Origin of the sequence: Micromonospora musae, assembly GCF_003626635.1 — a bacterium.
Lineage (GTDB): Bacteria > Actinomycetota > Actinomycetes > Mycobacteriales > Micromonosporaceae > Micromonospora > Micromonospora musae.
In genome coordinates, this window is the sequence record NZ_RAZT01000003.1 from 496,088 (window position 1) to 517,764 (window position 21,677).

Sequence of the window (21,677 nt, forward strand, 5' to 3'; positions counted from 1 at the left end):
TGCCAGCCCCGGGTTTCCGGCCCCCAGGTGGGCCGGTGGCCGCTACGGGCAGCGCCCGTCCGGTGACAGGCTGCTGGTCAGCGCAAACGTGCCGGGGGTGCCCGCCCGGACGGTGGTCCACCCGTCGGGGCCGGGGGCCAGGCAGCCCGCGCCGCCGTCGAGGGAGAGCCAACGGTTCCAGCGCACCCGGATCAGGACGTCGCCGGGGGCGTCGGTGCTGAACCGGACCCCGGCCGGCGTGGAGCCGACCAGCGTGGCCGGCGGGGAGACGAGAGGCGCCGGGTCGGTCACCTGGTAGAGCCGCCACCGCCCCGGCCGGGCGACCTCCCGCAGGTACGGCTGGCCGGCGAGCACCAGGGCCGCCTCGGCCTGCGCGTACCGGTCGGGGGCGGTGTCCGGGGCGACCGCCACGAAGCTGACCGCGTTACGCCGCAGCCAGTCGCCGTACTCGGCGGGGTCCAGCGCGGAGCCGTAGAAGAGCGCGTTTCGCTCCACGTCCACCTGCCGCTCCCAGCCCCGGGCCAGCGGCACGGCCGCCGCCACGTACGCGCTCTCCCAGTGGTCGCGCAGCGGTACCACCTCGACCCGGCCGACCGGCGCCCGGCGGCCCAGCTCGTCGAGGAGCGGCTGGTGGAACGCCGCATACGCGGGCGCGGAGCCCATCCGGGTGAGATCACTGGTCATCACCGGTGACTGCCACCACACCAGCGCCGCCAGCAGGGCGGCGAGCCAGCGTGCGCCGAACGGCACGAACGCCGCGACGATCGGCAGCGCGAAGAGCATCGGCAGGCGCAGCGCGTTCGAGCCGATCGGGCTCGGCACCTGGTACGCCGCGACCAGCAGCAGCGCGGCCAGCGCCGCGCCGACACGCAGCACCCGGACCGGGACGAGCGCGAGCACCACCACGGCGAGCGCGACGTTGATCCGCATCGACTCGGCGGTGAACGGCTGCCGCCCGCCGTTGCCGAAGAGCAGCGCCATCGGCACCACGGCCAGCACCGGCACCAGACAGAGCAGCAAATTCTCCGCCCTCGGGCGCCGGGGCGGCCGGCCGCCCCGCCAGGCGTCGGTGAGCAGCAGCGCTCCCCCGGCCAGGCCGAGGAAGAGGCCGGCCACCGGGCTGCCCCAGGTGGCGAGCGCCGCGAGCGCCGCCCCCAGCAGCAGGCGCGCCCACCGGGGCGGCCGGGTGGCGTGCACGGCGCAGAGCGCGAGGAGCCCGAAGGTCAGGCCGACCGCGAACGTGATCCGCCCGCTGGCCAGGTTTCCCACCAGCACCGCCGCGCCGAGCACCCCGCCGAGCAGCGGCCGGCGGGCCCGCCCGCGCAGGAGCAGCCAGGCCAGCGCCACCGCCGAGACCACGGCCGCGACCGCGCCGACCAGCCGCACGCCGACCGCCGCACCGAGGAACTGGGTGAAGAGGCTGTACCCGAACTGGCCGTCGCCGCCGTACCACGAGAAGTCCACCGGGGCGAGCCCGTGGCGCTCGGCGAAGACGGCGCGGGCCACCTGCGCGGAGAGGTCGGTGCCCATCGGCGGGGCGAGCAGGAAGGCGCCGGCGAGCAGCAGCGCCACGACGAGCGTGCCGAGCAGGGTGCGCCGGGGCTCAGGCGTCGAGGACCCGCTCCATCGCCGCCCGCGAGCGGCGGGCGGTGCGGAGGTAGTCGTCGAGGAACTGGCCTGGGTCGTCGGCACCGAGCAGTCGTACCACGCCGGCCAACTCCACGCCGTGCCGGGGCAGCTGGTCACCGGCCCGGCCCCGGACCAGCATGAGCGCGTTGCGGACCTGCGCGGCGAGCGTCCAGCCGGCCGCCATCGCCGCGGCGTCCGCCGGATCGACCAGGCCCGCGTCCCGGGCGGCGGCGAGCGCGTCGAGGGTACGCGTGCCGCGCAGCGCGGGCAGCGACCCGCCGTGGCGCAGCTGGAGCAGCTGCACCGCCCACTCGACGTCGGCGAGCCCGCCCCGGCCCAGCTTGGTGTGGGTGGTCGGGTCGGCGCCCCGGGGCAGCCGTTCGTGCTCCACCCGCGCCTTGATCCGACGGATCTCCACCACCTGCTCGCGGGTCAGCCCGTCGGCCGGGTAGCGGACCGGGTCGACGAGCGCCTCGAACTCGGCGGCCAGGTCGGCGTCGCCGCAGACGAACCGGGCGCGCAGCAGCGCCTGCGCCTCCCACACCCGGGACCAGCGGGCGTAGTACTGCGCGTAGGCGGCGAGGCTGCGCACCAGTGGCCCCTGCCGCCCCTCCGGGCGCAGGTCGGCGTCGACGCCGAGCGGCGGGTCGGGGGCGGGCATGCCGAGCAGCCGGCGCAGCTCCTCGGCGACGGCCTGCGCGGCGGCGCTGGCGGCGCTCTCGTCCGTCCCCGGCGGCGGGTCGTAGACGAAGAGCACATCGGCGTCGGAGAGGTAGTTCGACTCGTACCCGCCGAGCCGGCCCATGCCGATCACCGCGAGACGCAGCCCGGGCGGGGTCGGCTGGGCGGCCCGAGCGATCCGCAGCGCGGCGGCCAGGGTGGCGTCGGTGACGTCGGACAGCGCGGCCCCGACCCTCGTGACGTCGGTCAACGTCGCCGCGACCCGCCCGTCGCCGTCCGCGCGGGGCGGAGCGGGGGTCAGCGAGCCGGCCCGGCTCAGCACGTCGGCGCAGGCGATCCGGACCAGTTCGCGGCGGCGCAGCGCCCGTACCGCCCGGGTCGCCTCGACCGGGTCGCTGTGCCGGGCGGCCGCGGCGGCGAAGCCCTCGCAGAGCACCGTACGGGGGCGCGGGGTCAGCTCGGTCTCCTCGGCGAGCAGCCGCAGCGCCTCCGGCTCCCGGGCCAGCAGGTCGGCGGCGTACCGGGAGGACGAGAGCACGCGGGCCAGCCGGCGGGCGACGGGGCCCTCGTCGCGCAGCAGCCGCAGGTACCAGGGGGTGCTGCCGAGCTTGTCGGAGACCTGCCGGTAGTTGAGCAGCCCCCGATCCGGCTCCGGCGCGTCGGCGAACTCACTGAGCAGCACGGGCAGCAGGGTGCGCTGGATGGCCGCCGTGCGGCTCAGCCCGCCGGTGAGGGCCTGGAGGTGCCGGAGCGCCCCGGCCGGGTCGGCGAAGCCGAGGATCTCCAGACGGTGCCGGGCCGCCTCCGGGGTGAGCCGCAAACCGTCGGCGGGCACCCGGGCGACCGCCTCCAGCAGCGGGCGGTAGAGCAGCTTGGCGTGCAGCCGGCGTACCTCGGCGGAGTGGGTGACCCACTCGGCGCGGAACGCCTCGACGGCGCTGCGGCCCGGGGTGGCCGTGTAGCCCAGCGCGGCGGCGAGCCAGCGCAGCGCGCCCGGGTCGGTCGGCACGGTGTGGGTGCGGCGCAGGCCCTGCAGCTGGAGCCGGTGCTCGACGCCGCGCAGGAAGCGGTAGCCGCGCAGCAGCGCCTCACCGTCGGCGCGGCCCACGTAGCCTCCGGCGACCAGCGCGCGCAGCGCCGGGATGGTGCCCGGTTCGCGCAGCGACTCGTCGATCCGGCCGTGCACCAGCTGCAGCAGCTGGACGGCGAACTCGATGTCGCGCAGCCCGCCCGGGCCGCGCTTGATCTCGCGCTCCAGCTCCTTCGGCGGAATGTTGTCGATGATCTTCCGGCGCATGGCGCGGACGTCCTCGACCGCTTCCGGCCGCTCGGCGGCCCGCCACACCAGCGGGGCGAGCTGGTCGATCCACTCCTGCCCCAGCGTCAGGTCGCCGGCGGCCGGGCGGGCCTTGAGCAGCGCCTGGAACTCCCAGGTCCGGGCCCACCGCCGGTAGTAGGCGAGGTGGCTGGCGAGGGTACGCACCAGCGGTCCCCGGCTGCCCTCGGGGCGCAGTGCGGCATCGACGGGCCAGGCGACCAGCCCACAGATGTGGATCAGCCGGGTGGCGATCGTGGTGGCCGCGGCCAGGTCGTCGTCGGAGGCGGCCACGAAGATGACGTCCACGTCGGAGACGTAGTTCAGCTCGTCCCCGCCGCACTTGCCCATCGCCACCACGGCCAGGCTCGGCGGGGGTGTGCCCTCCGGCAACTCCCCGACGGCGAGCCCGTACGCCGCCCGGAGGGTGACGTCGGCCAGCGCGGAGAGCGCGGCCATGGTCTGCTCCAGCTCCTGGCCGCCGGTCAGGTCCGCCGCCGCGATGCGCAACAACGCCAGCCGGTACGCCTGCCGCAGCGCGGCGATCGGGTTGCCGCCGCCGATCGGGTTGCCGCCGATGAGCGGCTCCAGCCGGCCCTCGGCGGTCGGGGCCGACCCGTCGGGATTGGTCCGCAGCACGGTCCAGTGCTCCGGGTTCGCCACCAGGTGGTCGCCGAGCGCGGACGAGGCGCCGAGCACGGCGATCAGTCGCCGGCGCAGTCCGGCGTCGGCGGTCAGCGACGCCAGCAGCGTCGAACCGGCCCCGATGCCGGCCGCCCCGTCGCCAGCTGCCGCGTTCCCCTCGGCGGTGGCCGACCTCCCGTCGCCGGCGGCCGCACCCGCCGCGTCGGCGGTGGCTGATCTCGCGTCGGCGGTGGCCCGGCTCGCATCGGTGGTGGCCTGGCTCGCGCCGGTGGTGGCGGCCGGGCGGGTCGACGCGGCGTTCCCGGCCGCCCGCTGCTCGGCCTCCACCAGGCGGTGCAGCTGACGCAGGGCCAGGTCCGGCTCGGCCGCCCGGGAGAGCGCGGCGAGCAGCTCCGCCGCACGCTCGTCGACGGGCTCCTGGCCGGCCGGTCGCCACAGGCCCAGGCCGTCCGGTCCGAGCAGGTCCGCGGCGCGGACGCCGCCGTCGGCCTCAGCCGTGCCGAAGCCGTACCGGGCGAGCCGTCCGGGAGCGCTGGTCGACCGGCTCATCACTGCCCGAGCAGGGGCAGGCTGCGACGCGCGGCGCTGCCGTCGTCCAGCTCGCCGAGGGCCAGCGCCGCGAACCGCGCGGCGAACGGCTGCCAGACCTCCTCGATGTCGACGAGCACCGCCTCGCAGGCCGCCACCACCAGCTCCGGGTCGTAGCCCAGCTCCGCGAGAGCTGTCGAGTCGGCCGCCCACCGGGCGATCTGGGCGGCGTCGCACTCGATGTGGAACTGCAGCCCCCAGGCCCGGTCGCCGAGCCGGAACGCCTGGTGCGGGTAGCGGGTGGAGGCGGCCAGCAGGGTCGCGCCGTGCGGCAGCTCGGTGATCTCGTCGGCGTGCCACTGGAGGACGTCCGGGATGAGCGGCACGTACCGGAAGAGCGGGTCCTGCTCGGCCGCGTCCCGCCGGCCCACCACCGCGGGCCCGATCTCCGGGCCGGAGGGGCTGCGCTCGACCTGCCCGGCGTGCGCGGCGGCGAGCAGCTGCGCACCGAGGCAGATGGCCAACGTGGGCACCCGGTGCCGTACCGCCTTGCGCAGCAGGCCCTCCAGCGCCGGGAACCAGGGTGCGCCGGGCGAGCCGTCCGGCAGGGGGTACGCCTGCTGTGCCCCACCGAGCACCACCAGCGCGGCGTAGCCCTCCAGGTCGGCGGGGAGTTCGTCGCCGGCGTGCGGACGCACCACCCACAGCTCGAGGCCGGTTTCGGTCAGCCACTCGCCCAGCCGGCCCAGTTCGTCGCTCGGGTCGTTCTCGATCACCAACGCGGTTGCCACGCAGTCGAGGCTATCCGGTGCGCCCCCGAGCCCCGCACCCTCGTCCGGCCGGTGGCATCGACGTGGCGGCCCGCAGGGCCCCCCGTCGGGGTACCTGCCGGGCGACGGGAGGCGGGCCGGTGGGAGGCGCGGGATAGGCTCTGCCGCTGTGACCAGCGCTGCCCTCACGGTCCTCCGCCCGCCCGTGCTCCGCCCCGGCGACACGGTGATGCTGGTGTCCCCGTCCGGACCGACCCGCCCCGAGCGGGTGGCGCGCGGCGTCGAGCTGCTCACCGGCTGGGGCCTGCGCCCCGTGCTGGCGCCGCACGTCTACGACCGGCAGGGCTACCTGGCCGGCGCGGACGAGCTGCGGGCGGCCGACCTGAACGAGGCGTTCGCCGACCCCCGGGTACGCGGCGTCATCTGCACCCGCGGCGGCTACGGCGCGCAGCGGGTGGTGGACGCCATCGACATGGACGCCGTACGGCGGGATCCGAAGGTGGTGGCCGGCTTCTCCGACGTCACCGCGCTCCAGCTCGCGTTGTGGCGGGGCGCTCGGCTGGCCGGCGTCCACGGGCCGGGGGCGGCGTGGACGGACGAGCGGACGCCGCTGCGCTCCGCCGAGTCGCTGCACGCCGCGCTGATGACGACCGAGCCGGTGACGGTGGCCGCGGTCGCCGAGGAGGAGACCTTCGCGGTGCGGGTGCCCGGCCGCGCGACCGGCCCGCTGCTCGGCGGCAACCTGTGCATGATCACGGCTTCGCTCGGCACCCCGGACATGCCCGACCTGACCGGGGCCGTGCTGCTCGTCGAGGACGTGCAGGAGCCGCCGTACAAGGTCGACCGGATGCTCACCCAGCTGCGCCGGGCCGGTGCGCTCGACGGCCTGGCCGCGGTGGCGGTCGGGCAGTTCACCAACTGCGCGGACGGCTGGCCGGTGACCGTCGCGGACGTGCTCGCCGAGCGCCTCGGTGACCTCGGCGTGCCGGTGCTCGGTGGTCTGCCGATCGGCCACGGCGTCGGCCAGCTCACCGTGCCGGTCGGCACCGAGGCCACCCTGGACACCACCACCGGCACGCTCACGGTCACCCCGGCCGTCCGCTGAGCGACCGCACCCCGTTGATCATGAGGTTGGCGGGGTGAGTCGACCGGTTCGGCCCCGCCAACCTCATGATCACGCCGAGCGTGGGGTGAGGTGGGCCAGGTGGCCGGTTTCGAGGGCGGCCCAGACGGTGGCGTCGGAGGCGATCGTGAGGCCGTGCGGCTCCGAGTTCGGGGTGGGCAGCGCGTAGCTCTCGATCCGGCCGGCCACGTCGACGTGACCGATCCGGTTGCCGCCCCACTCGGTGTACCACGCCCCACCGGCGCCGTCCCCGACGATCGCGTGCGGCCGGGCGGAGCGGTCCGGCAGCGCGTACTCCCGGATCCGGCCGTCCGGCTCGACCCGACCGAGCTGGCCGGCGGCGATCTCCACGAACCAGAGCCCGTCGGTGTCCCCGCTGATCCCGACCGGCCCCGCGTTCGGCGTCGGCAGCGGATGAACGGTGACACCGCCGTCCAGGTCGACGCGGGCGAGCGCGTTCGCCTGGTTGAGCGTGCACCAGACCGCCTCGTCCGGCCCGGCGGCGACCATCGACGCGAACGCCCCGGTCAGCGGCAGCGGGACCGTGGTCACCGTGCCGTCGGTGGTCACCCGGCCGACGGTGTCGGAGTTCATTCCGGCGTACCAGAGCGCGCCGTCCGGGCCGGTGACGATGCCGCACGGGCCGGTGCCGGGCGGCAGGGTGACCGCGCTGAGCTCGCCCGCCGTGGTGATCCGGCCGATCCGGTCGTCGCCGGAGCGGGTGAACCAGAGGGCGCCGTCCGGGCCGGGCGCGATGATCAGCGGTCGGCTCTCCGGCGCGCCCAACGACCAGGTCCGGACGTCGCCGTCCGCGCCCACCCGGGCGACACCCGCGGCGTGGACCAGCGTCAGCCAGAGCGCGCCGTCCGGGCCGGTGGTGATGCCGTACGGGCCGGCTTCCGCCTCGCTCACCGGGAACTCCCGGATGGGGGTGTCGGTCACGCTGCTGCTCCTCGGCTCCGGCCGGGCCTCGACGGTGCCACCCGGTTCGCCGGCCAACCCTGCCGACGCTCCGGCACCGACGCAACCCGTTTGTCCGGTCCCCGGGCGGAACTCCCAGCCGACTGACAGCCTCACCACGGCTGCCGCCAAGCCGCCCTGGTCACTGTCGGTGAGGTCAGGGCATCAGGACGAGGAAATTGGAGGACCCATGTCCCGCGGCATCAGGAAGAAGCACCTGCTGGCCGGTCTGGCCACGGCGGGCGTACTCGGGGTGGGCATCGCCGCTCCGACCATGGCGTTCGCCGCCGACGGCGGCACCCCGACGCCGAGCGCCAGCACCACCACTGACGGCGATCAGCAGCAGAAGGCGGCCGACCACCAGGGGAAGTTCGCCGAGGAGCTCGCCAAGGAGCTGGGCGTGCCCACGGGGAAGGTGACCGACGCCCTGAAGAAGCTGCGTGACGAGCACAAGGCCGACCGGCCGCAGCGCCCGTCCGCCGAGGATCGGCAGGCGCGGCTGAAGGAGCGCCTGGACCGGGCGGTGCAGGACGGCAAGCTCACCCAGGAGCAGGCCGACGCGATCGTCAAGGCCGTCGAGGCCGGCGTCTTCCCCGGCGGCCCGGGCGGTCACGGCCGCCACGGCGGTTGGGGCGGTTGGGGCGGTCACCGCGGCGACAGCGGCACGCCCGAGGGCACGACCGGCAGCTGACGGCCCACGGCCTCGCCCGCCGACGTACGGGATGTGGCCGGCCGCCGAACCCGGGACCCGCACGGGCCCGGCGGACGGCGAGCGGCGAACAGGGCCGCGCGGACCGACCCGGGGTTCGGCGGCGTGGGGTGTCGAACGGGACACCGCCACGCCGCCGACCCGGGGTGCGGCAGCGGAGCACCGTCCGCGCCGCCGACCGGTCAGGCGCCGGCCGGCCCCGGCGGCGGCGTGAAGACGCCGACGTGGTTGCCGGCCGGATCGAGGATGTGGGCGAAGGTGAGCCCGTTGTCGTTCCGCTTCGTCGGCACCAGCACCTTGCCGCCCGCCGCCTCGGCCCGCCGACAGGTCTCCGCCACGTCGGTCACCTGCACGTAGAAGATCGCGTAGTTCGGCCCGGTCCCGGCGGTGCCACGGATCGCGCCGCCGATCCCGCCCTCGCCGCCCTCGGTCGTCCGGTACGACGCCTCCCCGCTCCCCTGCTCGGTGAAGCTCCAGCCGAAGAGGTCGCCGTAGAACCGCTGCGCCTCGTCGGGCCGTTCGGTGCCGATCTCGAACCAGGTGACGGCGTTGTCGATGGTCATCTGTGGCCTCCCGTTCCACGCGCCGGCCACCCGGCCGGCGCTGTCAGAAACCAGCCTCGGCCTCGCTCGCGACACCGTGCTGTCGGTGTTTCCCGGGCAGGTCCACGAACTTCCGCACCGGCGCCGCGCGGGCTCCACCCCGGCGGCGAGGTGTGGCCGGCCGCGCTCAGACCAGACTGAGCGGGCGCACCCGCTCGTGGGGGATGTCGAGGTCATCGAGGCTCAGTTCCCGGGTGACCACCTCGGAGAGCGGCTGCACGGACACGATCCGGTCGGTGCGGAAGGCGCGGACTCCGGCGCGCAGCCGGCACCAGGCGAGCAGATACCAGTGCCGCGGGTTGCCCAGGTAACCCAACGGCTCCACCGCGCGCAGCGAGTCGGCGCCGCTGCGGTCGGCGTACCGGATGCGAAGCACCCGCCGCGCGAGGACCGCGTCGGCGACCGCGGCCGGGACGGGCGTCACCGGCCCGTCGCCGATCAGGTGCACCCGGCCCGCGAGCCGGTGCGCCTCGGCGACGTCCGCCGCCGGCATCACGGCGACGAGCTTGCGCAGCGCGGTGGCGGCGGCCGCGGCGAAGGGCGTGCCGCGCAGCCGGTGCAGCGCCATCGCCATCGCCACGGCCTCAGCCGCGGTCAGGTTGACCGGCGGCAGGGTGCGGGCACCGTCCAGCACGTAGCCGCCGGTGCGGCCCGGCTCGGCCCAGATCGGCACCCCGGACTGCTGGAGCGCGCCGATGTCACGTTCGATGGTGCGGCTGCTCACCTCGAAGCGCGCGGCCAGCCAGCGGGCGCTGCGCGGCCGCGGTGACACCGCCCGCAGCTCCTCGACCAGGGCGTAGAGGCGGTCGGTGCGGTTCACCGCGTCAGGCTAGGCCGGGGGTACGACGAACCCGCGCGACCCGTACGTCCCTGCGGTGGAACCGGTCAGAGCGACAGGTAACGCTGCCGCTCGTACGGGGTGACCTCGCGGCGGTACTGCTCCCACTCGGTGCGCTTGTTCCGCAGGAAGAAGTCGAAGACGTGCTCACCGAGCACCTCGGCGACGAGTTCCGACCCGGCCATCACGTCGATCGCCTCGGCGAGGTTCTCCGGCAGCGCCTCGTACCCCATCGCGCGCCGCTCCGCGCTGGTCAGCGACCAGACGTCGTCCTCGGCGCCCGGCGGCAGCTCGTAGCCCTCCTCGATCCCCTTCAGGCCGGCGCCGAGCAGCACCGCGAAGGCGAGGTACGGGTTCGCCGCCGAGTCCGGCGAGCGCACCTCGACCCGGGCCGAGTTCGGCTTCCCGTACGCGGGCACCCGCACCAGCGCCGAGCGGTTGAGGTGACCCCAGCAGACGTACGCGGGGCTCTCCGTGATCCGGTCCGGCAGGTGCTGCGGGAAGAGCCGCTTGTACGAGTTGACCCACTGGTTGGTGACCGCCGTGTACTCGCGGGCGTGCACCAGCTGGCCGGCGATGAAGGACTTCGCGACCTTGGAGAGCTTCATCGGGTCGCCGCCGTCGTGGAACGCGTTGCGCTCCCCCTCGAAGAGCGACAGATGGAGGTGCATGCCGCTGCCCGGCTGGTCGGTGAAGGGCTTCGGCATGAAGCTCGCCTGCACGCCGGTGGAGAGCGCCACCTCCTTGACGACGTGCCGGAAGGTCATGATGTTGTCGGCGGTGGTGAGCGCGTCGGCGTACCGCAGGTCGATCTCCTGCTGCCCGGGCGCCACCTCGTGGTGGCTGAACTCCACCGAGATGCCGATCCGCTCCAGGGAGAGCACCGCCTGGCGGCGGAAGTCCCGCGCCACGGCGTGGGTGGTGTGCTCGAAGTAGCCGCCGGTGTCGACGGGGGTGGGCAGCGAGCCGTCCTGCGGGCCGTCCTCGAGCAGGAAGAACTCGATCTCCGGATGGATGTAGAAGGTGAAGCCCTTGTCGGCGGCCCGGGAGAGCGCCCGGCGCAGCACGTGCCGCGGGTCGGCCCAGGACGGGCTGCCGTCGGGAAGCAGGATGTCGCAGAACATCCGGGCGCTCTCGCCGCTGACGCCACCCTCGAACGGGAAGACCTGGAAGGTGGTCGGGTCGGGCATGGCCACCATGTCCGATTCGAAGACCCGGGCGAAGCCCTCGATGGAGGAGCCGTCGAAGCCGATGCCCTCCTCGAACGCGGCCTCCAGCTCGGCGGGGGCGACCGAGACGCTCTTGAGCGTGCCGAGCACGTCGGTGAACCACAGCCGGACGAACCGGATGTCCCGCTCTTCCAGCGTACGGAGGACGAACTCCTGCTGACGGTCCACTTCCACCCCTCGTGACGCTCTTCGTTACCGCCGGCCGGGCCGGCGCGGCCTGACCGACCAGTCTCCACCGGCCTGGTTACGCCGACGTTACGCGACGGGCCGGCACCCGTCCCGTCGTGCGCCGGCAGGCAGGCCGGCGGGCCGCGCCGCCGGCCGCCGGCCCCCGGGTCGGGGAACTCCGGCGTCTCCCGCGCCCGTGGTGTCGGCCCGACGCTCTGGGGAAAGATGGGGCCATGCCCACCCTGCGTATCGCCTTGTCCCAGGTCAACCCGACCGTCGGGGACCTCGCCGGCAACGCGCGCCTGGTCCGCGACTGGGTGCGCCGGGCCGCCGACGCGGGAGCTCAGCTCGTCGCGTTCCCCGAGATGATGCTGACCGGGTACCCGGTGGAGGACCTGGTCTTCCGGCGGTCGTTCGTGGCGGCGTCGAAGGCGACGCTGGACCGGCTCGCCGCCGACCTCGCCGCGGACGGGCTGGGCGAGCTGCCGGTGGTCGTCGGCTACCTGGACGCCGACGGGCCGCCGCAGGTCTCCGGCGACGCCGAGCCGGGCCGGGGCGCGCGCAACGCCGCCGCCGTGCTGCACCGCGGCGTGGTGGCGGCCAGCTACTTCAAGCACCACCTGCCCAACTACGGGGTCTTCGACGAGGACCGGTACTTCCTGCCCGGCGACATGCTCACCGTCGTGCGGATCGGCGGGGTGGACGTGGCCGTGACCATCTGCGAGGACCTGTGGCAGGCGGGCGGCCCGTTCGCCGCGGCCCGCCAGGCCGGGGTGGGCCTGGTGGTCAACATCAACGGCTCACCGTACGAGCTGAACAAGGACGACATCCGGCTGCCGCTGGTCCGCCGCCGGGCCGCGGAGGCCGACGCCGCCATCGCGTACGTCAACATGGTCGGCGGGCAGGACGAGTTGGTCTTCGAGGGGGACTCGATGATCGTCTCGGCCGACGGTGAGCTGCTCACCCGCGCCCCCCAGTTCGTGGAGCACCTGCTCGTGCACGACCTGGAGCTGCCCGCCGCCGGGGAGCCGGTCGATACGGGCGAACGGCTCGCCGACGGGCTACGGGTGCTCCGGACGACCGTCAGCGAGGAGCTGCCGGCCCCCGTGGGTCCACCCGCGGTCGGCGGGACGATCGAGCCGGTCGCCGACGAGGCCGAGGTCTGGCACGCGTTGGTGCTCGGCCTGCGCGACTACGTCAACAAGAACCGTTTCCCGTCGGTGGTGCTGGGCCTCTCCGGCGGCATCGACTCGGCCGTGGTGGCCACGCTGGCCGTCGACGCGCTCGGCCCGCAGCGGGTGGTCGCGGTCTCCCTGCCCAGCCAGCACTCCTCCGAGCACTCCCGGGAGGATGCGGCGGACCTCGCCAAGCGCACCGGGCTGGACTACCGGATCGAGCCGATCCAGCCGATGGTGGACGCCTTCCTCGCCAACCTGTCGCTCTCCGGCGTGACGGTGGAGAACCTCCAGGCCCGGGTACGCGGGGTGATCCTGATGGCACTGTCGAACCAGGAGGGCCACCTGGTCCTGACCACCGGCAACAAGAGCGAACTGGCGGTCGGCTACTCGACGCTCTACGGCGACTCGGTGGGCGGCTTCAACCCGGTGAAGGACGTCTGGAAGACGCTCGTCTGGCGGCTTGCCAAGTGGCGCAACGCCGACGCCGTACGACGCGGCGAGACCCCGCCGATCCCGGAGAGCTCCATCGGCAAGCCGCCGAGCGCGGAGCTGAGCCCGGGCCAGCTCGACAGCGACACGCTGCCCGACTACGACGTACTCGACCCGATCCTGATCGGCTACGTCGACGGCGATCTCGGTCGCGACGGGCTGGTCGGGGCGGGGCACGACCCGGCGGTGGTCGACAAGGTGCTGCGGATGGTGGATACCGCCGAGTACAAGCGCCGGCAGGCAGCGCCGGGCCCGAAGATCTCGATGAAGGCCTTCGGTCGGGACCGGCGGCTCCCGATCACCAACCGCTGGCGGGAGGACGGCTGACGTACCCCGGTCGGTGTCGGAGTGAAATCCTCCACTGCGCCCTGCCGCCGCCGGGTCGTCCGGTGCGACGATCGCGGCGGAACCCGGGGACCGCGCACGCGGCCTCGAGGAAGGAGAGAGCCATGGTGGAGTCCACCCCGACCGAGGTGACCGCCCTCTACGGCGGGCCGGCGACCCGGCGGGTACGCACCCGTGACCTGATCGCCGCCAAGGAGCGCGGCGAGCGGTGGCCGATGCTCACGTCGTACGACCAGTACACCGCGTCGATCTTCGACCAGGCCGGCATCCCGGTGCTGCTGGTCGGCGACTCGGCGGCGAACAACGTCTTCGGCTACGAGACGACGATCCCGGTCACCGCCGAGGAGCTGCTGCCGCTGGTACGCGCGGTGGTCCGGGCCACCCGCCAGGCGCTGATCGTCGGCGACCTGCCGTTCGGCTCGTACGAGGAGGGTCCGGCGCAGGCGCTGCGCACCGCCGTCCGGTTCATGAAGGAGGGCGGCTGCCACGCGGTGAAGCTGGAGGGTGGCCGGCGCTGCGCCGAGCAGATCGCCGCGATCACCGGCGCCGGCATTCCGGTGATGGCGCACATCGGCTTCACCCCGCAGAGCGAGCACGCCATCGGTGGCTACCGGGTGCAGGGGCGCGGCGACGCCGCCGAGGAGGTGCTCGCCGACGCCCGGGCGGTGGCCGAGGCGGGCGCGTTCGCCGTCGTCCTGGAGATGGTGCCGGGCGACGTCGCGAAGCGGATCACCACCGAGCTGAGCATCCCGACGGTGGGCATCGGTGCCGGTCCGGCCACCGACGCCCAGGTGCTGGTCTGGCAGGACATGGCCGGGCTGCGCACCGGCCGGGCGCCCCGCTTCGTCAAGCGGTACGCCGACCTGGCCGGCGCCCTCGCCGACGCCACCCAGCGCTTCGCCGACGAGGTACGCGGCGGCCAGTTCCCCACCGCCGAGCACACCTTCTAGGGTCTGTTTCATAAGGCTCGCCCGAGCGAGCCGAGTCCCAGGCGGCGGTCCGGCAAGGCGGAGGTTCGTGCGGATACCGGTGTGGTATCCGGACGAACCTCCAACGCGGCCGGTCATCGCCTGGGGCCGGCGCAGCCGGGCACGGTCTTATGAAACAGACCCTCGCCGCGCGTCTGGCCGGATGCCGGGGCAGCGCGCCGGCGTCCGGCCCCCCGGCCCCGTGGGCGAGGTCGACCGGCGTCGGCCGGGTCACGGTCCTGCCGGGCACCTCGCCGCCCGCCGTCGAACGCCGGCGGGGTGACCGTCAGAGATCGGTGACGCGGATGCCGGAGTGCGCCTTGTAGCGCTTGTTGATGGCGATCAGGTTGGCGGTGAACGCCTCGATCTGGTGGGCGTTGCGCAGCCGGCCGGCGTAGATCCCGCGCATGCCGGGGATCCGCGCGGCTAGGGCGGCGACGACGCCCACGACGTCCCGGTCCTCGGTGCAGATCAGCACGTCCAGCTCGATCCGGTCGACCTCCGGGTCGGCCAGCAGCGGCGCGCTGACGTGGTTGAACGCCGCGCAGACCCGGGAGTCGGGCAGCAGTGCAGCGGCCTGCTGCACCGCGCTGCCCTCCTCCACCTTCAGCGGGTACGGACCCTGCTTGTCGAAGCCGAGCGGGTTGACGCAGTCGACGACGATCTTGCCGGCGAGCGGCTCGGCGAGGGCGGCGACGACGGCCGCGTGCCCGTCCCACGGGACCGCGATGATGACCACGTCGCTGTCCCGGGCCACCTCCTCGTTGTCCGCGCCCGCGATGCTCGCCCCGGCCGGCACGCCCGGCAACGCCGCGATCTCCTGCGCCGAGGCGGCGGCCCGCTCGGCGGAGCGCGATCCGATCAGCACCGTCTGCCCGGCCCGGGCGAACCGGTAGGCGAGGCCTCGCCCCTGGTCACCGGTGCCGCCGATGATGCCGACGGTCAGCCCGGTCACGTCGGGCAGCGTGCTCGCGTCGTATCCCATGGGCTCATCCTCGCAAACCCCCGGCCACCCGCCGAGAGGCAGGCACCCGGCACGGGCGGACCGCTCCCGCGCCGGGCGCGACGGCGGACGCCGGTCAGGCGCGTTCGAAGAGCACGGTCCGGCCGGCCGGGTCGGCGCTGACGAGGCGGGCCCGGATCCGTTCGCCGAGGGGCAGGTCACCGAGGCAGCGGGAGCGTACCGGCGGATCGTCCAGGGCCACCGTCCCACCGGGCGGCCGGGGGCGGGAACGGCCGTTCGGCGGCGCGTCGACGTCGAGGACCGCCGCGTCGAAGACCTCCCCCACCCGCTCCGCCAGCAGCACCGCCTCGGTGAGCTCCACCGCGCCGCGGGCGGCGGCGGAGGCCGCCCGATCCGTCGTCGCCATCACCTCCGGCAGCCGGGGCAGCGCCGCGCGCGCCCAGTCCGGCACCGGGCGGTCCTCGTGCAGGGCCAGGCAGACCTCGGTGGCGTACCGGTCGGCGAGCCGTCGCAGCGGGGCCGTGACGTGGGCATACGCGGCCGCGACCCCGCCGTGCTCCGGCTGTTGCGGCAGTTCGCCGTCGAAGGCGGTGTACGCGGCCCCGCGCATCAGCTCGGCCGCCTGGTCGATGAAGGCCGCCGCCCGGGGCTGCGCGGGGTCGAGGCCGGCGATGACCTCGCCGGGGCTGGCCCCCTCGGGCCAGTGCACGCCCAGCGGCGCGGCGGCGGTACGCAACCGCTCCACCGCCTCCGGCTTCGGCGCCGGCATCGTACGCAGCAGCCCGATCCGCCCGGCGAGCATGATGTCGGCCGCCGCCATCCCGGTGAGCAGGGAGATCTGGGCGTTGTGCTCCTCCATCGGCACGGGCCCGCGCAGCACCAACCGCCAGCCGTCACCGTCGGCCTCGACCTCCTGCTCGGGCAGCGGCAGGTTGATCGCCCCGCGGCGCAGTCCGCGCTCGGTCAGCCGTACGCCGAGCTCCGGAAGCAGGGCGATGGGTTCGGGCAGCCGGCCTTCGTCGGCCCCGGCCTGCACCCCGGCGTAGTCCAGCTGGGCGCGGCTGCGAACGAGGGCCCGTTCCAGTTCGACCGCGACCGTCGCGCCGTCGGCGTCCAGGTCGATGGTCCAGACGACGGCGGGGCGGTCGACGTCGGGGAGCAGGCTCGCGGCGCCCTCGCTGAGGGACTTCGGGTGCAGCGGCACGGTGCCGTCCGGCAGGTAGACGGTCTGACCTCGATGCCAGGTCTCCTCGTCCAACGCACCGCCGGGACGGACGCGCGCTGCCACGTCGGCGATCGCGTACCGCACCCGGTAGCCGCCGCCGGGGCGGCGGCTGAGGTGCATCGCCTGGTCGAGATCACGGGAGCCGGCCGGATCCACCGTCAGGAACGGAACATCGGTCCGGTCGACGCCGGGTCGGGGCGGGTCGGCGGCTGCGGCGTCCGCCTCCTGCCGGGCCGCCGCCGGGAACTCCTCGGGGAGTCCCAGCTCGCGGCGCAGCGCGGCGAAGTCGATGCGGGGCGCGAGGACGCGTCGGATGACCACGCGCCCATCCTGACAGTGCGGGCGGCGTTGCGCCCGCCCCGGGCAGCCGGGCACGCACCGTGGACCGGCGCGGCGTCGGTGTCGGCGTCGGCATCGGCATCGGCATCGGCATCGGCGGGACCAACGGGCCGGCCGAGGTCCGTGCCGGCCGAGCTGCGGGGCGGGCCGGCCGGCCGGGAGCCGGCCGGCCCGCTACCCCGGTGTACGGGTGCCGACGGCGGGATCCGGGTGAGCTACCCCGGTCTTACCGGCGGCGCGGCAGGTCAGCGGGCGGACTTGCGGGCCGCGACGGTGGCACCGCGCGCGGTGGTGGCGCGGGTGCTGGTCGGGGTGGCCTTGCGGGGCGCCGCCGTCCGGGCCGGAGCCTTCTTGGCCGCGGCCTTCCGCGCGACGCCCGCGGTGCTGACGGTCGCCTTGCGGGCCGGAGCCTTCTTCGCGGCGGTGCTGCGCGCGGCCGTGGGGCGGGTGGTGGCGGTAGTCCGCTTGGCCGGGGCCTTCTTCGCGGGAGCCTTCTTGGCGGGGGCCTTCTTCGCGGCGGTCTTCTTCGCCGCGCCCGTGGTCCTCTTCGCGGTGCTCGTGGTCTTCCGGGCGGTGCTCGTGGCGCTCTTGCGGGCCGCGGTCGTGGACTTGCGGGCCGCCGCCGTCGTCTTCTTCGCCGCTGCCGTGGTGGTGCGCTTGGCCGCGCCCGTGGTCTTCTTCGCCGCGCCGGCGGTCTTCTTGGCGGCCGTCGAGGCCTTGGCGGGTGCCTTCTTCGCCGTGCCGGTGGCCTTCCGGGTGGTCGTGGAGGCCTTCGCCGCGGCCTTCTTGGCGGGGGCCTTGGCGGCGGTGGTCTTCTTCGCCGGAGCGCGGCCCGCCCCGCCGGCCGCCTTCTTGGCCGGCGCCTTGGCGGCCGTCGCGGTGGTCCGGCGTGCGGGGGTGGTGCGGCTGGCGGTCGTGTTCCGCTCCGCCGCGGCGGTCTTCTTCGCGGTGGTACGTTTCGCGGCCGGTCGGGTGGCCTTCGGTGTTACGGCCATCTCGGTTCCCTCCTTGGGGACGTGCTCTCGCGTGTCTCCTCGCGGAGCACGGAGTACCTCGACGCGGGCCGTCCCGCGCCGTCTACCTGTCCTCCCCGGCCCAGCGGGCGTCCTCGGCCTCCCACGCTTCGTTACGCTCCTGCACCCGCTGCAGCGCGTTCTCCGCCTCGGTGGCCGAGGTGTACGGGCCGAGAACGTGCCTCGCCGGACACACGTCGGCATCGGTCTCGACCCGGTGGTGTCGAACGCACCAGTAGTAGTGCGTACCAAGTCCGCTGTCGCTCATGAAGCTCACTGTGCACCGCGAACCACCCGGCCGCCAGCGGAACACCACAAGTCACCGACCGTATCCACAGTAGAGACGGATCAGGCGATCCGGGGCAGAATCCGACAAAAAGACTACTCGCGGTGTGGTCCCCCGGCGATCCCGGGCACTCGTCGCCGGGGCGGGCCGGCGCGATCGGCGGGGGTAGGGTCGCCGGGTGGGCGTACCGGACTACATCCTGCGGATGCGTAAGCACATCGGCCACGACCTGCTCTGGCTGCCGAGCGTCAGTGCGGTGGTCCGCAACGACGCCGACGAACTGCTGCTGGGCAAGCGCGCCGATGACGGCCGGTGGTCGGTGGTGAGCGGCATCGTCGAGCCGGGGGAACAACCGGCCTCCGCAGTCGTCCGGGAGGTACGCGAGGAGACCGGCCTGGCCGTCGAGCCGATCCGGCTCACCAGCGTGGTCTCCCACCCGCACACCTATCCGAACGGTGACCGCTGCGAGTACCTGAACCTCGGCTTCGAGTGCCGGCTGCTCGGCGGCACGGCCCGAGTCAACGACGACGAGTCCGAGGCCGTGGAGTGGTTCGCGCCCGACCGGCTGCCGAAGCTCGACGCGCACGCCCGGCTGGTCGTCGCGCAGGCGTTGGCCGGCGCGGAGCAGACCTTCTACCTGCCCGCCGGCACCGACTGGGACGACAACTAGTCCGACGATCGGTGTAGCGCCGACCCGACCTCAATGAAGTCGGGGCATCCCCATGACAGGACACCCCGACATACAAGAAACCGAGTCGATCACCGGTGCAGCCGACGGGTCAGCCGACAACCTTGGCCAGGAAGGCGGCGAGGTGGCTCGTGGTGCGCTCGACCTTCTCGGTCAACGTGATGGACTCGTCGATCCGCCGTCCGGCGTTCCGCTTGCCGCGTAGGTAGAGCGAGCAGGCCAGGTCGGTGCAGATGTACGCCCCGACGGAGTTGCCCTGCCGCCCCTCCCGTCCGGCCTTGCGCGCGGTCATCAGCGATACGCCGTCGCCGGTGTGTGTGGTCAGGCAGAGCGAGCACATGCTGCGCCGCACCCGCCCGGTCTGGGAAGCCACCCGCAGCGCCACGCCGACGAGTTCGCCTGCGGACTCGGCGACCAGGTAGGCCCGCTCCGGGGCCCCGGGATCTCGCCAGCCGAGGAAGTCGAGGTCGGACCACTGGCGCTCGGCCAGGTCGTTCGGCACCGCCAGGCGCGTGACCTCGCCCTTCGTGCAGTTCACGAAGGCGGCGCGGATGGCAGGCTCGGTGAGGGGTGTCATAGGAACTAGCCTAACACCATTAGGCAAACCATTAAGATCTCTAGGTGTAGAGTGCTGCCCATGACGCGTGCGGGACTGACAGCCGAGCGCCTGACCGTGGCGGCGGCGGAGCTGGCCGACGAGATCGGCTACGAGAACGTGACGGTCTCGGCGGTCGCGCGCCGGTTCGGCGTCAAGGACGCGAGCCTCTACTCGCACATCAGGAACGCGCAGGACCTCCGGGTCCGGGTGGCGCTGCTGGCCCTGTCGGAGCTGGCCGACCGGGTCGCCGCCGCGCTCGCCGGCCGCGCCGGCAAGGACGCGCTGGTGGCCTTCGCCAACGCCTACCGGGCGTACGCGAAGGAACATCCGGGCCGGTACGCCGCGATGCAGATCGACCTGGATCCGGAGACGGCGGCGGCGAGCGCCGGCCCCCGGCATGCCGAGATGACGCGGGCGATCCTGCGCGGCTACCAGCTCTCCGAACCCGACCAGACCGACGCCGTACGGATGATGCACAGCACCTTCCACGGGTACGTGAGCCTGGAGCGCTCCGGCGGCTTCCGCCACACCCCGCGTGAGGTGGACGCGTCGTGGGCTAGGTCGCTGGACGCCCTCGACTCCATCCTCAGGAACTGGCCCCCGCAGTGAGCGGCGGTCAGCCGTTGCCGGCCTGACCGCGCCGCCACACCTCACCCTGCACACCGTGCCGTTCGGCGGCGTGCTGCTCCTGGATCGAGGCGGCATCACGGGCGGCGGCCGTGTCCTCGGCCCCGGAGAGTCGCTTGCGGTCCCGCCAGCCGACGAAGACGAACGCCGCGACCAGCAGCACCACGAGTACGACGAGAACCACCACGAGCGTCATCCCATCGACGCTACTACATGTCGTCCAGGCGGCCTGGCGGGCCACGGACGAGTCGACCTTTGCGCTGCCAGGGCGTGGGCGATGCCGGTCTACCCCACACAAGGCCGTCGATATGATCGATCTGTGACCCGAGCGATCCGAGTGACGCCCGCAAGGAAGTTCATTCTCGCGGGCGTCACGCTGATGTGCCTGACCAGCTGTGGTCTGGACTCGGAAGGGCAAGCGACGAAGGCAGCAACCGATGCGGTGCGATCTCGCGCCGCACTCGCTCAGGACACCGCTAGCGCCGTGCTCGCCGATCCGAAGCGCGCAACTCAGACTCCGGAACAACAGCTCACCGCCCTGGCGACAGCTGCCAGCGCCGCCGACCGCCACGGGGTGGTATTCGGGCAGCGAACCGGCCAGGACGGACACCTTGAGGTGGACGTCGCCTATGACGAGGCCGGCCACGGTGGTGGCTATATCGCCGCTGAGGTGCACGTCCGGCTCTGCGTTCGGCTGTCAGGGGTGGCGGACAAGGATCCGCACGTCGACATCGTCGACATCGCCTGCGATCCGGCGTTGGACCAGCGACCGAATCGGCCTGACCAGATCGTCACATTTGCGCCCGTGAATCGGTAGCCACCGCAGGAAGACCCGGAGTGAGCCGGCCTCGGTGGGCAGGTTGCAGCCGTGGTCGAGGCGGCTGACCCTGTTGGGCGACGGACGAGTCGACCTGTACGCCGGATTATGAAGTTCATTAGTGCTCTGAGCAGGCGATTCGTTTGCCAGATACCCGCTCAGGGCGTCGCCAGGGCGTCAGAGAGAATCAGGCCACTCTCAGGCCGTCGGAGGTCGAACGTTGGCGGGGTCAACGTCCCACCGCAGAACGGTTCGGGATGAGTGGTCACTGGTAACCGACACCGGGTAGACGTGACCCGCTGCCCGCTCTCCCCGGTGACGCATCGAATGGTCGCCCTCGCTCCAGCCGATGCCAAGGACGGGGCAGCCGGCAACCTCGACCGAGCCGACGTGCAGCGGATGGTTCTTGGCGGACCGACGAAAGTTGTCGTAGTCGATATGCGGCTCCATGGACAGGCCGACCCACGAATCGAGTGCGACGGCGTCGCCCAGGACCATGCCGCACCGGTCGGCCGGAAGGTCACCGAGCAACCGGCCGGCCCTCTCTCCGCCCAGACGAACCTCAAGCATCGTGATGGCGGCCTCGCCGGAGAACGGGGACGGCTGGCAGGCCGCCAGCACGGAAAGCGGACGGTCTGCGTCGACAGGTACGGCGACCGCCTCGAACAGCCATTCCTGGATGTGGCCACCACCAGTGGCAGCGACCGCCACCGCACGATCGGAAAGCCGCTCGCCAATGCTCGGCCAGATGTAGTCGAGGTGCCCGACCGTCGCGAGGACCAAGACACCGGATGGGGCAGCGACCACACCCAACTCAACAAGTTCCACCCGGACGAGTCTGGCCGTCAGGCACAACGCTGTCACGGGCGCGGTCCCGGAACCTCAGCCGCAGGCCCGAACAGGTTGTCGATCGCATTGCGGGTGCGTTCCTCGCTGGCCGGCA

At 73.8% G+C, this 21,677-nt stretch carries 21 protein-coding genes; 7 read left to right on the forward strand and 14 right to left on the reverse strand.

The features are described from left to right. Nucleotides 1-42: 42 nt before the first annotated feature. The 3 genes from D7044_RS08055 to D7044_RS08065 are packed head-to-tail and all read right to left on the reverse strand — an operon-like array spanning nucleotide 43 to nucleotide 5,589. On the reverse strand, nucleotides 43-1,692 hold the full coding sequence (locus D7044_RS08055; RefSeq protein WP_147434600.1) for a hypothetical protein: 1,650 nt from the start codon (nucleotides 1,690-1,692) through the stop codon (nucleotides 43-45). Continuing rightward, on the reverse strand, nucleotides 1,604-4,819 hold the full coding sequence (locus tag D7044_RS08060) for a bifunctional [glutamine synthetase] adenylyltransferase/[glutamine synthetase]-adenylyl-L-tyrosine phosphorylase (protein ID WP_120688405.1): 3,216 nt from the start codon (nucleotides 4,817-4,819) through the stop codon (nucleotides 1,604-1,606). The genes D7044_RS08055 and D7044_RS08060 overlap by 89 nt, the downstream gene beginning before the upstream one ends. Then, the gene (locus D7044_RS08065) at nucleotides 4,819-5,589 is read right to left on the reverse strand and encodes a type 1 glutamine amidotransferase (protein ID WP_120678425.1); all 771 of its coding nucleotides are present in this window, start codon (nucleotides 5,587-5,589) and stop codon (nucleotides 4,819-4,821) included. Before D7044_RS08065 ends, D7044_RS08060 begins: the two co-directional genes overlap by 1 nt. A gap of 208 nt (nucleotides 5,590-5,797) precedes the next feature. Here D7044_RS08065 and D7044_RS08070 point away from each other — a divergent pair, with 208 nt between their 5' ends. Further along, nucleotides 5,798-6,673, forward strand: a complete 876-nt coding sequence (locus tag D7044_RS08070; RefSeq protein WP_120678928.1) for a S66 peptidase family protein — start codon at nucleotides 5,798-5,800, stop codon at nucleotides 6,671-6,673. A gap of 69 nt (nucleotides 6,674-6,742) precedes the next feature. Here D7044_RS08070 and D7044_RS08075 read toward each other — a convergent pair whose 3' ends face one another. Next, nucleotides 6,743-7,633 (reverse strand): Vgb family protein, encoded by an 891-nt coding sequence (locus tag D7044_RS08075; protein WP_120688487.1) that lies wholly within the window; start codon nucleotides 7,631-7,633, stop codon nucleotides 6,743-6,745. Between the two features lie 208 nt (nucleotides 7,634-7,841). Here D7044_RS08075 and D7044_RS08080 point away from each other — a divergent pair, with 208 nt between their 5' ends. Continuing rightward, on the forward strand, nucleotides 7,842-8,342 hold the full coding sequence (locus D7044_RS08080; RefSeq protein WP_120688406.1) for a hypothetical protein: 501 nt from the start codon (nucleotides 7,842-7,844) through the stop codon (nucleotides 8,340-8,342). Between the two features lie 200 nt (nucleotides 8,343-8,542). On the opposite strand, the gene D7044_RS08085 is transcribed toward D7044_RS08080, so the two are convergent. The 3 genes from D7044_RS08085 to glnA form a co-directional block, all read right to left on the reverse strand. Next, a complete protein-coding gene (locus D7044_RS08085; protein ID WP_120678429.1) occupies nucleotides 8,543-8,923 on the reverse strand; it encodes a VOC family protein in 381 nt (126 codons plus the stop codon). A 166-nt stretch (nucleotides 8,924-9,089) separates the two neighbouring features. Continuing rightward, a complete protein-coding gene (locus tag D7044_RS08090) occupies nucleotides 9,090-9,782 on the reverse strand; it encodes a helix-turn-helix transcriptional regulator (protein ID WP_120688407.1) in 693 nt (230 codons plus the stop codon). Between the two features lie 65 nt (nucleotides 9,783-9,847). After that, nucleotides 9,848-11,197, reverse strand: coding sequence for a type I glutamate--ammonia ligase (glnA, locus tag D7044_RS08095; protein WP_120678432.1), 1,350 nt, complete (start codon nucleotides 11,195-11,197; stop codon nucleotides 9,848-9,850). 233 nt (nucleotides 11,198-11,430) lie between these two features. Here glnA and D7044_RS08100 point away from each other — a divergent pair, with 233 nt between their 5' ends. Then, nucleotides 11,431-13,191, forward strand: coding sequence for an NAD+ synthase (locus tag D7044_RS08100; RefSeq protein ID WP_120688408.1), 1,761 nt, complete (start codon nucleotides 11,431-11,433; stop codon nucleotides 13,189-13,191). A 122-nt stretch (nucleotides 13,192-13,313) separates the two neighbouring features. Further along, entirely contained in the window at nucleotides 13,314-14,159 is an 846-nt protein-coding gene (gene panB, locus D7044_RS08105; protein WP_120688409.1) for a 3-methyl-2-oxobutanoate hydroxymethyltransferase, read from the forward strand. 304 nt (nucleotides 14,160-14,463) lie between these two features. On the opposite strand, the gene npdG is transcribed toward panB, so the two are convergent. The 4 genes from npdG to D7044_RS08125 form a co-directional block, all read right to left on the reverse strand. Then, nucleotides 14,464-15,162, reverse strand: a complete 699-nt coding sequence (npdG, locus tag D7044_RS08110) for an NADPH-dependent F420 reductase (protein WP_120678438.1) — start codon at nucleotides 15,160-15,162, stop codon at nucleotides 14,464-14,466. 94 nt (nucleotides 15,163-15,256) lie between these two features. Then, entirely contained in the window at nucleotides 15,257-16,687 is a 1,431-nt protein-coding gene (locus tag D7044_RS08115; protein ID WP_120688410.1) for an RNB domain-containing ribonuclease, read from the reverse strand. Between the two features lie 263 nt (nucleotides 16,688-16,950). Then, nucleotides 16,951-17,700, reverse strand: a complete 750-nt coding sequence (locus D7044_RS08120) for a histone (protein WP_120688411.1) — start codon at nucleotides 17,698-17,700, stop codon at nucleotides 16,951-16,953. An 82-nt stretch (nucleotides 17,701-17,782) separates the two neighbouring features. Next, entirely contained in the window at nucleotides 17,783-17,986 is a 204-nt protein-coding gene (locus D7044_RS08125; protein WP_120678932.1) for a hypothetical protein, read from the reverse strand. Nucleotides 17,987-18,182: 196 nt separating this feature from the next. Here D7044_RS08125 and D7044_RS08130 point away from each other — a divergent pair, with 196 nt between their 5' ends. Beyond that, on the forward strand, nucleotides 18,183-18,674 hold the full coding sequence (locus D7044_RS08130) for an NUDIX hydrolase (protein WP_120688412.1): 492 nt from the start codon (nucleotides 18,183-18,185) through the stop codon (nucleotides 18,672-18,674). A gap of 109 nt (nucleotides 18,675-18,783) precedes the next feature. Here the strand turns inward: D7044_RS08130 and D7044_RS08135 are convergent, their stop codons facing one another. Further along, the gene (locus D7044_RS08135; RefSeq protein WP_120678444.1) at nucleotides 18,784-19,269 is read right to left on the reverse strand and encodes an FBP domain-containing protein; all 486 of its coding nucleotides are present in this window, start codon (nucleotides 19,267-19,269) and stop codon (nucleotides 18,784-18,786) included. Between the two features lie 60 nt (nucleotides 19,270-19,329). On the opposite strand from D7044_RS08135, the gene D7044_RS08140 reads away from it, so the two are divergent. Next, nucleotides 19,330-19,899 carry a TetR/AcrR family transcriptional regulator gene (locus tag D7044_RS08140; protein ID WP_120688413.1) on the forward strand — a complete coding sequence of 190 codons (570 nt, stop codon included), beginning with the start codon at nucleotides 19,330-19,332 and terminating at the stop codon, nucleotides 19,897-19,899. A 7-nt stretch (nucleotides 19,900-19,906) separates the two neighbouring features. Here the strand turns inward: D7044_RS08140 and D7044_RS08145 are convergent, their stop codons facing one another. Continuing rightward, nucleotides 19,907-20,113 (reverse strand): hypothetical protein, encoded by a 207-nt coding sequence (locus tag D7044_RS08145; RefSeq protein ID WP_120678448.1) that lies wholly within the window; start codon nucleotides 20,111-20,113, stop codon nucleotides 19,907-19,909. Nucleotides 20,114-20,236: 123 nt separating this feature from the next. Between D7044_RS08145 and D7044_RS08150 the strand changes: the two genes are divergently transcribed. Further along, complete coding sequence (locus tag D7044_RS08150; protein WP_147434601.1) at nucleotides 20,237-20,734, forward strand: hypothetical protein; 498 nt, start codon at nucleotides 20,237-20,239, stop codon at nucleotides 20,732-20,734. Between the two features lie 198 nt (nucleotides 20,735-20,932). Here the strand turns inward: D7044_RS08150 and D7044_RS08155 are convergent, their stop codons facing one another. Then, nucleotides 20,933-21,562: a hypothetical protein gene (locus D7044_RS08155; RefSeq protein ID WP_120688488.1), complete on the reverse strand. Its 630-nt coding sequence runs from the start codon at nucleotides 21,560-21,562 to the stop codon at nucleotides 20,933-20,935. Between the last annotated feature and the right edge of the window lie 115 nt (nucleotides 21,563-21,677).

Excerpts from the sequence above, each read along its gene's own strand:
- panB (WP_120688409.1), top strand. The coding sequence starts at position 13,314 with ATGGTGGAGTCCACCCCGACCGAGGTGACCGCCCTCTACGGCGGGCCG.
- D7044_RS08070 (WP_120678928.1), top strand. The coding sequence starts at position 5,798 with ATGCTGGTGTCCCCGTCCGGACCGACCCGCCCCGAGCGGGTGGCGCGC.
- D7044_RS08080 (WP_120688406.1), top strand. The coding sequence starts at position 7,842 with ATGTCCCGCGGCATCAGGAAGAAGCACCTGCTGGCCGGTCTGGCCACG.
- D7044_RS08135 (WP_120678444.1), bottom strand. The coding sequence starts at position 19,269 with ATGACACCCCTCACCGAGCCTGCCATCCGCGCCGCCTTCGTGAACTGC.
- D7044_RS08120 (WP_120688411.1), bottom strand. The coding sequence starts at position 17,700 with ATGGCCGTAACACCGAAGGCCACCCGACCGGCCGCGAAACGTACCACC.
- D7044_RS08085 (WP_120678429.1), bottom strand. The coding sequence starts at position 8,923 with ATGACCATCGACAACGCCGTCACCTGGTTCGAGATCGGCACCGAACGG.
- npdG (WP_120678438.1), bottom strand. The coding sequence starts at position 15,162 with ATGGGATACGACGCGAGCACGCTGCCCGACGTGACCGGGCTGACCGTC.
- D7044_RS08140 (WP_120688413.1), top strand. The coding sequence starts at position 19,330 with ATGACGCGTGCGGGACTGACAGCCGAGCGCCTGACCGTGGCGGCGGCG.
- D7044_RS08145 (WP_120678448.1), bottom strand. The coding sequence starts at position 20,113 with ATGACGCTCGTGGTGGTTCTCGTCGTACTCGTGGTGCTGCTGGTCGCG.
- D7044_RS08060 (WP_120688405.1), bottom strand. The coding sequence starts at position 4,819 with ATGAGCCGGTCGACCAGCGCTCCCGGACGGCTCGCCCGGTACGGCTTC.
- D7044_RS08100 (WP_120688408.1), top strand. The coding sequence starts at position 11,431 with ATGCCCACCCTGCGTATCGCCTTGTCCCAGGTCAACCCGACCGTCGGG.
- D7044_RS08125 (WP_120678932.1), bottom strand. The coding sequence starts at position 17,986 with ATGAGCGACAGCGGACTTGGTACGCACTACTACTGGTGCGTTCGACAC.